Annotated in this window: 13 protein-coding genes; 11 read left to right on the top strand and 2 right to left on the bottom strand. The window is 59.7% G+C overall.

The window, feature by feature from the left end; translation table 11 throughout:
• Positions 1-18 precede the first annotated feature (18 nt).
• A complete protein-coding gene (locus tag FVV99_RS12030; RefSeq protein WP_148254325.1) occupies positions 19-288 on the bottom strand; it encodes a helix-turn-helix domain-containing protein in 270 nt (89 codons plus the stop codon).
• Between the two features lie 125 nt (positions 289-413).
• On the opposite strand from FVV99_RS12030, the gene FVV99_RS12025 reads away from it, so the two are divergent.
• The 8 genes from FVV99_RS12025 (at position 414) to FVV99_RS18680 (ending at position 6,831) form a co-directional block, all read left to right on the top strand.
• Positions 414-980 (top strand): helix-turn-helix domain-containing protein, encoded by a 567-nt coding sequence (locus FVV99_RS12025; protein WP_201745082.1) that lies wholly within the window; start codon positions 414-416, stop codon positions 978-980.
• Between the two features lie 153 nt (positions 981-1,133).
• Positions 1,134-3,125, top strand: a complete 1,992-nt coding sequence (gene dnaX / locus FVV99_RS12020) for a DNA polymerase III subunit gamma/tau (RefSeq protein WP_148254324.1) — start codon at positions 1,134-1,136, stop codon at positions 3,123-3,125.
• 39 nt (positions 3,126-3,164) lie between these two features.
• Positions 3,165-3,494 carry a YbaB/EbfC family nucleoid-associated protein gene (locus tag FVV99_RS12015; protein ID WP_148254323.1) on the top strand — a complete coding sequence of 110 codons (330 nt, stop codon included), beginning with the start codon at positions 3,165-3,167 and terminating at the stop codon, positions 3,492-3,494.
• Positions 3,494-4,099 carry a recombination mediator RecR gene (gene recR / locus FVV99_RS12010; protein WP_148254322.1) on the top strand — a complete coding sequence of 202 codons (606 nt, stop codon included), beginning with the start codon at positions 3,494-3,496 and terminating at the stop codon, positions 4,097-4,099. The genes FVV99_RS12015 and recR overlap by 1 nt, the downstream gene beginning before the upstream one ends.
• A gap of 26 nt (positions 4,100-4,125) precedes the next feature.
• Complete coding sequence (rnd, locus tag FVV99_RS12005; RefSeq protein ID WP_148254321.1) at positions 4,126-5,256, top strand: ribonuclease D; 1,131 nt, start codon at positions 4,126-4,128, stop codon at positions 5,254-5,256.
• Positions 5,253-5,549 carry a YcgL domain-containing protein gene (locus FVV99_RS12000; RefSeq protein ID WP_148254320.1) on the top strand — a complete coding sequence of 99 codons (297 nt, stop codon included), beginning with the start codon at positions 5,253-5,255 and terminating at the stop codon, positions 5,547-5,549. Before rnd ends, FVV99_RS12000 begins: the two co-directional genes overlap by 4 nt.
• Positions 5,549-5,998 (top strand): YcgN family cysteine cluster protein, encoded by a 450-nt coding sequence (locus FVV99_RS11995; protein ID WP_148254319.1) that lies wholly within the window; start codon positions 5,549-5,551, stop codon positions 5,996-5,998. Before FVV99_RS12000 ends, FVV99_RS11995 begins: the two co-directional genes overlap by 1 nt.
• A gap of 212 nt (positions 5,999-6,210) precedes the next feature.
• Positions 6,211-6,831, top strand: coding sequence for a hypothetical protein (locus FVV99_RS18680; protein WP_201745081.1), 621 nt, complete (start codon positions 6,211-6,213; stop codon positions 6,829-6,831).
• Positions 6,832-6,882: 51 nt separating this feature from the next.
• Here the strand turns inward: FVV99_RS18680 and FVV99_RS11985 are convergent, their stop codons facing one another.
• On the bottom strand, positions 6,883-8,937 hold the full coding sequence (locus FVV99_RS11985; RefSeq protein ID WP_236645401.1) for a S9 family peptidase: 2,055 nt from the start codon (positions 8,935-8,937) through the stop codon (positions 6,883-6,885).
• 79 nt (positions 8,938-9,016) lie between these two features.
• Between FVV99_RS11985 and FVV99_RS11980 the strand changes: the two genes are divergently transcribed.
• The 3 genes from FVV99_RS11980 to FVV99_RS11970 are packed head-to-tail and all read left to right on the top strand — an operon-like array spanning position 9,017 to position 12,132.
• The gene (locus FVV99_RS11980) at positions 9,017-9,448 is read left to right on the top strand and encodes a hypothetical protein (protein WP_148254317.1); all 432 of its coding nucleotides are present in this window, start codon (positions 9,017-9,019) and stop codon (positions 9,446-9,448) included.
• Positions 9,449-9,458: 10 nt separating this feature from the next.
• Positions 9,459-11,354: a vWA domain-containing protein gene (locus tag FVV99_RS11975; RefSeq protein ID WP_148254316.1), complete on the top strand. Its 1,896-nt coding sequence runs from the start codon at positions 9,459-9,461 to the stop codon at positions 11,352-11,354.
• Positions 11,347-12,132 carry a class II glutamine amidotransferase gene (locus FVV99_RS11970; RefSeq protein ID WP_148254315.1) on the top strand — a complete coding sequence of 262 codons (786 nt, stop codon included), beginning with the start codon at positions 11,347-11,349 and terminating at the stop codon, positions 12,130-12,132. Before FVV99_RS11975 ends, FVV99_RS11970 begins: the two co-directional genes overlap by 8 nt.
• Positions 12,133-12,190: the final 58 nt, after the last annotated feature.

The following is a 12,190-nucleotide window of genomic DNA, read 5'->3' as shown; positions in this document are numbered from 1 at the left end:
CTTCATGCCGATGGGCTGCTATTCTTTACGCTCATGTTGCCGCAGTACGTTGTCGTTATAGCGAGACGGCCAGATGGTGGCTGGGTCGACGCCGATCGCATTGGCGATGAGACGTTCGCCCTTGGGCCAGGGGCGATCCAGGGCCACGGATAACGTGGTCGCTTGTCGATAACCGTGGTGAGCGGCCAGCTTGCGCAGCGTCCAGCCGGCCTTGTGAAGGGCCGCTACGATATCGGCACGATGCCAGTCCCCAGAGGCCGGTTTTTTTACTCGCTGTTTTTCGTTCATGACGGAAACGGTGCAATAGTATGAAGCTCTATGCAATCACAAATAGATGTTTATTGCTATCCATATGCGTAATTCATTGATTGTATTTTTATTGATCATGATATATCAATGGCTTGGAGTCCGACGTGGCGCATCAATCCGTTAAGTCCCGCAGTCATGGCCTTCAAGCTTGGGATGTCGAGGGGTTCTGCCTACGCCTTCGTCAGGCGATGGGGGAGCGGTCGGCATACGCTCTCGAGCGAGACACCGGTATTGCACAAAGTTTGATAAGAAAATATTTGAGCGGATCGTCATTGCCAGGGGCTGACAAATTGGTGGTTCTGGCCAGTGCCCTGGGGGTCTCGGTGGGGTGGCTGGCGGCCGGTGAAGGCTCGCTGCCCGGCGAGGAGGCGGCGAACCGCTCGCTTCACGTACCGGAGGGCACACCGTCGGGTGTCTGTCAGCAAGGCCGGGAGTATCGTCCGGGCAATGATGCCGGGCAGGTGCCGACCGTCGTTTATGCGCGCATCATGGAGCCCTTGCTCGCATTGACCGACGACGAGGCCCAACGCGAGTGGGTATTGCAGCGCGCCATCAATGTCATCCGCGCTCTGACCCAGGATCGTCCCGCCTTGATGGAAGCATTGAACCGTAATGACCTGGAGAAAGCGGTATCGCTGGCGGTAACGGTGCATGCGGCATCAGATTCATGAAGCGAGCGTCGTTGCATCGAGAAGAGGAGCTTTCCGCCTTTGTTTCCAGTCGCTAGAATGACGGGTTATCGTTCGGCACGTCACGTTATCATCGACATTCGCCGTTTCACTGGGGCCGTATAGCGGCCGCATCGCTGAAGGATCCCGCGCCGCATGAGTTATCAGGTACTGGCACGTAAATGGCGTCCACGCACGTTTCATGAACTGGTCGGGCAGGAGCATGTCCGTCGCGCACTCGTCAATGCGCTCGACCAGGGGCGTCTGCATCATGCCTACCTGTTCACGGGGACCCGTGGCGTCGGCAAGACCACGTTAGCGAGAATCCTGGCCAAGTGTCTGAATTGTACGGCCAATGGACGCGGCGATGAAGGCGTTACGTCGATGCCGTGCGGCGAATGCGAAAATTGCCGCACGATCGACGAAGGGCGGTTCGTCGACCTGATCGAAGTCGATGCTGCCTCTCGCACCAAGGTCGAGGACACCCGCGAACTCCTGGATAATGTCCAGTACGCGCCGACCCAAGGGCGCTACAAGGTGTACCTCGTCGATGAGGTGCACATGCTGTCGTCGCACAGTTTCAATGCGCTGCTCAAGACGCTCGAAGAGCCGCCGCCCCACGTCAAGTTCCTGCTTGCCACGACCGATCCGCAGAAATTGCCGGTTACGGTACTGTCGCGTTGTCTGCAGTTCAGCCTCAAGAACATGCCGCCCGAACCGATCGTCGAGTATTTGCGTCAAGTGCTTGATGCCGAGTCGGTGCCCTGCGAAGAAAGTGCGCTCTGGTTGCTGGGCAAGGCGGCGAATGGCTCCATGCGTGATGCCATGAGCTTGACCGATCAGGCAATCGCCTTCGGTCAAGGGGAAGTACGGCATGCCGATGTGTCGGCAATGCTGGGGACTCTGGATCATCGCCACTTGCTGGCCTTGATCGAGGCGCTGGCCGATGTCGATGCGCAACGCGTGCTGTCTGAAGTCGCTGCATTGGCCGAACAGGGACCGGATTTTGCCGGTGTACTCGACGATCTGGTCGGCATACTGCATCGCCTGGCCGTAGCGCAGATGGTGCCTGAGGCTTTGGACAATAGTCATGGCGATCGTGATACCTTGCTGGCGATGGCGGCACGGTTCACTGCCGAGGATGTACAGCTCTACTACCAGATTGGTCTGCAAGGGCGCGGTGACATGGAACATGCCCCCGATCTGCGTTCGGCGCTGGAAATGACGTTGCTGCGAATGCTGGCGTTTCGGCCTCAAGGCGTTCCCAAGCCGGCCAAGACGCCACTACCGTTGAATGCGTCACCCAGTTCGACGCCAGCACCGGACAAACCGGCTCCCTCTGCGGAAGCCGATCCGGTGACGGAAGCGCATGAGGCGAACACGGAGGCATCGGATGCGCTGTCGGCGCCTGCCGACGAACCATTGCCGACATCGACTGTCAGCGAGTCGGAAGCCTTCTCTGCCGAACCGGAAACAGACGTATCGGTGGCGGAGAGCACAGGTGCCGAGGAGGCGGTGTCGGAGGGGCTCATGTCCGAAGTGGCGGCGCGCGAGCCACTGGCATCGGATGCCCCGGTGGCGGAACCGTCCGTGGCCGAGCCACTGTCCGACCCGGCAATGAGCGAACCGTCTGATGCCCAAGCTACCGACCCCACGATGACCGAGTCGGCGCTGGCAACGGTAGCGGAGCCCGAAACGGTCTCAGCGGAACCCGCGTCGGCGTCGGGCGAGTTTGGTCACGACGACTGGCTGACACTGTTCCAACGGCTCGAACTCGGTGGACTGACCCGCAACCTGGCTGCGCATTGTGTGGTCGAAAGTGATGATGGCGATACATTGGTCATGCGACTGGATCCGTCTCAGGCAGCGATGAACGCCGACATTCATGTCGAGCGCATTCGCAAGGCACTGGCCGATGCTGGCGTCGAGCGGCAGTTATCGATCGTTGCCGGCGAGTTATCCGGCACGGTTGAAACACCGCGTGCCTTGGCACAGCGGCATGACGCCGAACAGAAAGCGCGTGCGGTTGAAGCATTGCATCGTGACCCGCATATCCAGAAGATGCAGGAGGCGTTCGGTGCACGGTTGATGGAAACCACGGTGCAAACGCAACCTCAAGCGGATGAAACGCATACCAACGGGGCATGATACAACGGCCCGCTGATCCACTCTCGAGAGGTGCTAGCCATGATGAAGGGCGAAGGAATGGGCAACCTGATGAAACAAGCCCAGGAAATGCAGGAAAAGATGCAGCGTGTCCAGGAAGAGGTCGCGGAGGCTGAAGTCATTGGCGAAGCGGGGGCCGGCATGATCAAGGTCACCATGAACGGACGCCATGATGTCAGCAAGGTGGATATCGACCCCAGCGTCATGCAAGAAGACAAGGAACTGCTGGAAGATCTGTTGGGGGCCGCCGTCAATGATGCCGTTCGCAAGGTCGAGGCCAATTCCCGCGAAAAGATGGAGGAGGCTACGGCCGGTCTTAATTTGCCACCCGGTTTCAAGATGCCTTTTTGATGAGTTTCTCGCCTCTGGTCGAGCAATTGATGGAGTCGCTCCGGGTGCTTCCCGGTGTGGGGCCAAAAAGTGCCCAGCGTATGGCGATGCACTTGCTCGAGCGTGATCGCGACGGTGGCAGGCGCATGTCCTCGATACTTGCCGAGGCGCTGGACAAGGTAGGCTATTGCGCCCGTTGCCGTACCCTGACCGAAGAGGAGATATGCGGTCTGTGTCGTCACCCGCGGCGAGACGAAAGTGTCCTGTGCATCGTCGAATCGCCTGCCGATATGCTGGCTTTCGAGGAAGCCGGCGGTTATCGGGGGCTGTACTTCGTCCTCCATGGCCACTTATCGCCACTGGACGGTATCGGTCCCGAAGACATCGGTCTGGACCAACTGGAGGCGCGTCTTGACGAAGGCGGCGTCGAGGAGATCGTACTGGCGACCAACCCCACTGCCGAGGGCGAAGCCACTGCGCACTATATTGCGGCTCAGCTGGCCGGTCGAGATTTACGCGTATCGCGGCTGGCTTATGGCATGCCGATGGGGGGAGAACTCGAATACGTCGATGGCGGCACACTGAGTCGCGCTTTCACCGGTCGTCAACCTTTTCAAAGCGACTGACAGCCGTTTTGCCACCCGGAATGAATATGCCCTTGATCCCCGACATCCATTGGATTGACACCGCTGACGCGCTGGATGCGGTTTGCCGTGAGCTTGCGCAGGCCGATACGCTGGCGCTGGATACCGAGTTCTTTCGTGAATCGACATTTCATCCTGTGCCTGCCCTGGTGCAAGTCACCGCCGGTGGGCCTGTCTACTTGATCGACCCGCAAGCTGTCGCGGCGACCGATGCCTGCCGGGACATGCTTGCTCAGGGTCCCATCAAATTGCTGCATGCCTCCAGTGAGGACCTCGAAGTGCTGGGCGCCTGGGCCGGGGTGACAGTATCGCCATTGATCGATACGCAGCTTGCCCAGGGGTTGCTTGGTGAAGATCCGGCCATGGGGTACCAACGTTTGGTGGCGCACTGGATCGGGGAGTCGCTACCCAAGGATGAGACTCGCTCCAATTGGTTGGAACGCCCGCTTTCCGATGCCCAGTGCCAGTATGCCGCTCTTGACGTGGTTTATCTGCTGGAGATATGGCAGGCACAGCGAGAATCGCTGCTCGCACTGGATCGCCTGTCATGGCTGCAGGACGATTGCGATGCCCTGGTGTCGCAGGCGGGCCGTGACGACCGTGATGATGCTCTATGGTACCTACGTCATCGCCAGTTATGGCGGTTGTCACCGCGTCAGATCGAGGCCTATCGGCGTATGACGGCGTGGCGTGAAGGAGAGGTACGCCGTCGTGATGTGCCGAGAGGGTGGTTGGTCAGCGACAAGCTGTTATTCGCTATCGCTGAAGGTATGCCGAAAAACCGCTATGAGTTGGCGGCAGTGGAGGATGTCAAACCGTCTCTGGTCAAGCGGGAGGGTGATAGCCTGCTGGCGTTACTGAATGAAGCGCGTCAGGTGCCCGACGCGTCGTTGCCCAAGGCGCTGCCTTCGCCGTTGAGTGGCGATTTCAAGAAACGCATCAAAGCACTGAAATCGGTAGTCAATCAACAAGCCAGTGAGCTGGGCGTGGCACCGGAATTACTGATGCGTCGCCGGGATATGGAAGCGTTGGTGGCTGCCAGCTTGCATGACGATCCGTTACCTTTACCACAAGGATGGCGGGGTGAACGTTTGTCTCCGGCGCTGCAGACAGCACTGGCTGATGGAGTTCCTGCATGACGACCGACCGTTTGATATGCGAAATCTTCAAAAGCCCGCGCAAGGAGGCAATGTATCTCTTCGTTGACAAGCGTGAGGGGCTGGAGCGAGTTCCGGGTGCGTTGCTCGAGCGTTTCGGTTCACCAGTTGCCGTGACGACATTGTTGTTGACCCCCGACAAGCGGCTGGCTCGAGTCGATGCGAGCGAGGTGATGGAGGCCGTTGAGGAGCAAGGTTTCTATCTGCAGATGCCGCCTGACACAGAGGCGGTTCGGCTGGATCCGTATCGCGTTCCGAGTGGGGGGCAGGACTGATGCGTGAACGCTTCTGGCAACGGTTTGCCTTGAGCGAGCTCACCCACGAAGAGTGGGAGGCCCTTTGTGACGGTTGCGGCCGGTGCTGTCTGCTCAAACTGGAAGATGACGATACCGGGGATATCGCGACCCTGGACGTGGCCTGCCAGTTACTGGATCTCGGCACTTGCCGGTGTAGCGACTATGAACATCGTTTCGAACGTGTGCCGGGCTGCACACAGTTGACGCCGGAACGAGTCGGCGACTTTCGTTGGCTGCCCCCTTCCTGTGCGTATCGCCGTGTCCATGAAGGCCGTGGTCTGGCCGCTTGGCACCCGTTGATCTCCGGCGACCCTCGCAGCGTGCAGCGTGCTGGTATCGGGGTCTCTCACTTTGCCGTTTCCGAACCCGATGTGCCGGACGAAGAACTGGACGACCACATAATCGCGGTGCTCCCCATCTCCCAGTAATGGGAAATTCCTCTCCCTGGATATGATGTCGATCATGTTTTCATGACCACATCGGTATGGACTTCTACTGCCTCATAATCAGTCGCTTTTCCGATGGTGAACTCGCGCCACTACCGCGATGCTATCAAGGTGTGTAACGGTATGTTGTCCAGTGTGTCTGGACAGCACAATGCGCGGGTATCGATGGGCAAGGTGATCATGAGAGGTGGGTCATGGAACGCTGGACAACATTAACGTTATCAGCATTGCTGATATTGGGAACACCTACCGTTTGGGGACAGTCTTCGTCCTGGGATGCCGGCGATGTTTCCGACGACGAGCTTTCCGAGATCATGGATGATCGCCTGCCGGCGCCTGCAGCCGGAGGGGGAGCAGGTGGTGGGGGAGGAGGCAGTGGCGCGGGCGGTGGTGGCTGTGGTACCGGAGGGCTGGACGGTGGAGGAGGCTGCGGTGGCGGCTCTTTCATGGTTAGCGTATCGACGGTGCCCGGGAGTCCTGTGCCCGGTGATACCGGCAACGACAATGGCAACTCGTCAGGCGGCGGGCCTGGACCGGGTACCGGAAATGGCGGGTCTGGTGGCGGCGGCAATGGGGGTAGCGGAGGAGGCAGTGGTGGTGCCGGTGGCGGCAATAGTGGCGGTTCAGGTGGGGGTGGCAATGGCGGTGGCGGTGGCAACAGTGGTGGCGGGGGTAGTGGCGGCGGTGCCAATGGCGGCGGCGGCGGTAGCGCCAGTGGTGGCGGCTCAGGTGGTGGTGCCAACGGTGGCAGTGGCGGTAGCGCCAGTGGCGGCGGCGCAGGCGGTGGTGCCAACGGTGGCGGTGGAGGAGGTTGAGCTGCGCAGCGTCGTAAGCCACCTCCTGCCGCCATGCCCATCCGGGCTATGTCAGGAAGTCGAGATGTCGGCTAGCCCCAGGGCCCAGAGTATGAAGGCATCTTGGCGGGCATTGTCCCGCCAGGCCTGAAAACGGCCCGAGGCTCCGCCATGGCCGGCTTCCATCTCGGTATGTAGAAGGATAGGGTGCGGCGTGGCCGATTGCCGGGCGAGTTGCAAGTCATTCAAGCGAGCATACAGTTTGGCAGCTTCCCAGTAGGGTACGCGGGAATCATGCCAACTGGCCTGCAGGAACAGGCTCGGATAAGGGCGATCGACGAGGTTGTCCAATGGCGAGTAGGCGGCGATGCGCTGTCTCACGACTGGATCGCTGGGATTGCCCCACTCCGTATACTCGGCAGTCGTCAACGGTAGATCCGGATTGTCCATCGTCCGCAGGACGTCCACGAAAGGCACGTCGAGCACGGCGGCACAGAACGCGTCGGGAGCGAGGTTGAGGCTGGCCCCGACCAGCAGGCCGCCGGCACTGGCACCATAGGCGACGATGCGTTCACTGTCGGCCAGCTCGCTGTCTATCAAGGCCTCGCGCGCGGCTAGAAAGTCGCTGAAACTGTTCTCCTTGTGCGCGAGTTTGCCGTTCAGATACCAGGGCTCTCCGCGCTCGCCACCCCCCCGCACATGAGCCACGGCGAAGGCAACGCCGCGATCGAGCAACTCCAGGCGAGCTATTGAAAACCAGGGGTCCAGTGCTTCGCCATACGCCCCGTAGCCATACAGTAGGGTCGGCAACGGTCCCTGGCCTAGATGATCGCGTCGAGCCACGATGGACACCGGAATGCGTTCACCATCGGGAGAGGTCGCCCAGAGCCGTCGAGCCGTCAATTGGTCAGGCTGCAGGTTCCCGTGGACGGCTTGCCGTTTCAGCAACCGGCGTTCGCCGGTATCGAGACCGTATTCCAGCCACTGTAGCGGTTGAGTGAACGACTCCTCTTGCAGTCGCAGGTATCTTGTCTGAAAGTGCGGCGTCTCTCCAAGGTGTTGACTGCAAGGGGTGTCAGGCAAGGGCAGGAGGGTATCTCGGGTGACGCTGTGGTCGGAGGCGAACTCGATGGTGCGAAGCCGAACCTGTGCCTCATCATGATCGCGTTCGGTGAGAACGAGTCCCCAATCAAAGGCGTCCACGCCTTCCAGTGTATGGGTACTCCGGTGCTCGATCAGCGGTAGCCAGGTATCGGGATGCGCTTCCTCGGCCCTGTCCAGTCGGAAGTGTGGGGCCGCTCGATTGTTGAGAACATAGAAGTGTCCCGGTCGATGTTCCAGGGCATATTCGACGCCAGGTTCACGTTGCCGGAAACAGAATGCCGGTGTTGCCGGCAAGGCCGCGGGAATCAGATGGCATTCGGTGGTGTCCTTGGAAGCACTTTCCACTACCAGCCACTGGCGAGAACGTGTCTTGCCCAGGCCGATCCAGAACTCGGGATCGGGCTCCTCGAGAATGCAATGCGACGCGGCATCGTCTATCGTCAAGCGCCAGACGCTGTCGGGCCGTTGAGTGGTGTCGTAACGGGTGAAGAGCAACGTTCTGTTGTCCTCGGCCCAGATCAGCTCCGGGCCGATATGATCGAGCAACGCTCGCGGTTGTCCATCGGGTAGCCGTTTGATTAGCAGCGTGAAATACTCGTCACCTAGTGTGTCTTCGGTCCAGGCGAGCCATTGCTCATCCGGTGAAATCGCCATGTCGCCGATTTCCAGAAACGACCGATGGCTGGCACGAGCGTCTAGGTCGAGAAAACAGCATGTCTGCCGATAATCCTCATTGGGATGCCGCCACCAACTGGGATAGTCGCTGTCAGCGGTGGTTTCGCTCCAATAGGTATAGTGGTCAAGTGGCGTGGTCAGGCTGGTAACGGCCAGGTCCCGGCGTGCCAGATGCCCTTGGTACAGTGATTCGGCCAGTGGCTCGAGCGGTGTGAACCAAGTGTCACTCTGGACGTTGGCCGCATCGAGAAACGCTCTGACCATCGGGTCATCGCGTGCTTCCAGCCAAAGCCAATGGGGATCTTCCACACGGCGGAAAGAGGCGACGGGATGGTTCGGGGATGACATGTCATTGTCATGAGACGGCTGTGCTTTCATAAGGTGCGGTGTACCATGGGAAATAGCGCCTACTAAGGAGAGACAGAGTATGTTGATTTCCGATTCTATGCCCTTGTTGTGGGTTGCCTATATCTTACTGTCGGTCATCGTATTGGTCACCGGCTATCTGGGGATACGTTTTGTGCCGCAACTGCCTCGCTTGATAGTGGCTGGCGTCGTGGCTGGTTGCTTGTGGATGCCATGGGTGTTTTCGCTGCCACTATTGGAGAGCGAAAGTGCGACCTATGACGGCGTGGCACCGGCCATTGTCGTGGCGACAGTCGATTTTCTGCAAGGAACCTCGATGGCGGTGCCTTTGACAATGGTGGGGTTGGGCGCCTTGCTGGGCGCATTGGCGGGCGTGGCGCTATGGTGGTCATGGCGTCGTCGCAGTAGCGAACCGGCGGAACAACGTGGTGCATCACCCAAATCGGATGGAAGTGCCGAGCACCAGGAACGCCGTGAGCCGGTCATTGGATGAAGGGGGTAGGATGCGCGTGCTGCTAGTGGCCATCGTGTGGTGTCTGGCCTGGATGTCGATACCGCTGATGGCCCAGAGTGAGTCGGGATCCGCGGCGTCCATCCTGACGCGGGACGCAGGAAGCTTGACTGTGGATGACGACCGGCCGGTACCGGATGTCAGGGTCATTTTCGATGTCTCGGGGAGCATGCGCGATAACGATCCGGAGCAGTTGAGCGTCAGTGCATTGGAACTGTTGGTCGCGCTGCTGCCTTCCGGGATTCACGGCGGTATCTGGCGATTTGGAGAGCGGGTCGACAAGGCCCAGGCGGTGGCTCCCATCGATCGTGACTGGCGTGCCCAGGCACAGGCACTGGCTCCCTCTCTGGTCGATTACCAGCAGTTCACCGATATCGAAGCGGCGGTGAGGGCCGCCGCAGAGGAAGATGGCGGTCAGGGGCAGCGACACCTGATTCTCTTGACCGATGGCATGATCGATCTCCCCGCTGACGATCAGCGCAGCGATGATGCGTCGCGCCGGGTGCTACTCGACGAACTTGCCCCTCGTCTGGCCGAACAGGGAACGGTCATTCACGCGATTGCCTTTTCCCCCGAGGCCGATCTGGCGATGGTCCAGCGGCTTGCGCAGTCCTCCGATGGCTTGGCGACCCTGGCTGAGACCCCCGATGTACTATTGAGTTCGTTCCTGAATATCCTCGAGCGCATCTTCCCCTCTGACCAAGTACCGCTGGAAGACGATCGTTTCGTCATCGATTCCGACGTGGAGTCGTTCTCGGCGCTGTTGTTTCATGAACCCGACGAGTCATCGCCAACGCTGGTCGGACCTGATGGACAGCGTTACCGCAGAGGCGATGATCTGCCAGACGATATTCGCTGGCAGAGCGAGTCGCGTTTCGATCTGATTACGATTCCCTCGCCTGAGGAGGGCGAGTGGCATGTGGAAGGTGATGTCGGAAGCGACAGTCGTATCAGCGTCGCGTCATCGCTGGTTCTGCGTACCTCGCCGTTACCGCCCACGTTGTATCTCGGGTTCGATCTACCGGTCTCGGCCTGGCTCGAAGAGGACGGTGAACGAGCGTCGGATCTTCCCGAAGGGCTCGAGATAAAGGCGGAACTGTTCGACATGGAAGACGAAATCCAGTCCGTCAGCCGGTTGGAGCATGATGAAGACGGACGACGCTTCGTCGGAATGTTGCCTGCGCCGGAACGTACCGGCAATGCGCGCCTGGTCATCACCGCCGACGCTGAAGGCTTTCAGCGGCAACGCGTGCAGGCAGTCAATGTGCTGCCACCGATCAGTGCCAGGATCGATGAACAAGGCAAACGAGTGGAGTTGATTGCCGAGCATCCCGGCATCGCACGCGACAACACGGAGTTACGTGCTCAACTGCAGGGGGAATCCCTGGACATAGAGGCGGTCGATGAACGCCGCTGGGTCATGGAGCTTCCGGAACTGGATGCCGATGTCAGTGTGCCGCTACTGTTCAATGGTACCGTCCAACTCGAAGGCGAATCCCGCGAGTTGACGTTACCTGATCTGGTGCTCAATCCCGATGGCCGTATCGGGCTTGGCGGTGCACGTATCGGCAACGATATCATCGAAGGACAAGCGCTGGCCGGTGAGGAGAGTGGGGAGTCGACAGCCACCACGAGTAACGACGACACGGCTCGTCACTGGCTCGATGAGTTGACGACGGATCTCAACGATGGCGTCGAGTCGATGTGGCTGTCGACGGTGCCACGTATCGAGCGCCTGGGGCGCCAGATAGGGCTCGAACCTCGCCTGGCTCGATGGTGGCCCTGGTTGTTGCTGGGCGTGTTGGCGTTGCTGGTAATGGGGGGCTTGGCCTGGCGGCGTGTCAGCGTCCGTCGTCGGGCTGCAACGCGGGAGGAACCCCATGTGTGAGTTGCTGGGCATGAGCGCCAACGTGCCCACGGATATCTGTTTCAGCTTCACCGGTTTCCTGCATCGCGGGGGTGGTACGGGGCCTCACCGCGACGGATGGGGTATCGCTTTCTATGAAGAGGGTGGGTATCGCGATTTCCGCGATCCCCACCCCTCCGTCGACTCGCCGATCGCTCGTTTGATCCGTGATTACCCCATCAAGTCGAATGTCGTGATCAGCCATATTCGCCAGGCCAATGTCGGGACGATTCGACTGGCCAATACTCACCCATTCACCCGTGAAATGTGGGGGCGGCCGTGGGGGTATGCTCACAATGGTCAGCTCGCAGCGTGGCAATCGTTGCCGCTCTCCTACTATCGCCCGGTCGGGGACACCGACAGTGAATATGCGTTCTGTTTCCTGATGGGCGAGTTACGACAACGGTTTCCCGATCCTCCAGACGACCCCGATGCCATGTGGCAAGTGCTGCATGAACTGTGTGAACGCCTTCGACATCTGGGGGTTTTCAACTTACTGCTATCCGACGGGCGTTATCTCTACGCGTATTGTGCGACCAAACTGGTCCATATCACCCGGCGTGCACCGTTCGGCAAGGCCAGTCTGTCGGATGCCGAATTGAGCGTTGATTTCGTTGAGCATACGACGCCTGACGATGTGGTATCGGTACTGGCGACCGAACCGCTCACCGACAATGAGCAATGGACACAAATGGCGCCCGGGGAATTGCTGGTCTGGCAGGATGGTGAGATTCAGCGGCGCTTGACGTCATTGAACTAAATGGCAAACGAAAGTTTCAATCGATCGTTTTACACTGTTGCCAGCCGTGCGATACGTT

The sequence above is a fragment of the Aidingimonas lacisalsi genome (genome assembly GCF_008079445.1).
Lineage (GTDB): Bacteria > Pseudomonadota > Gammaproteobacteria > Pseudomonadales > Halomonadaceae > Aidingimonas > Aidingimonas lacisalsi.
This window is presented reverse-complemented; position numbering and strand designations above follow the sequence as displayed.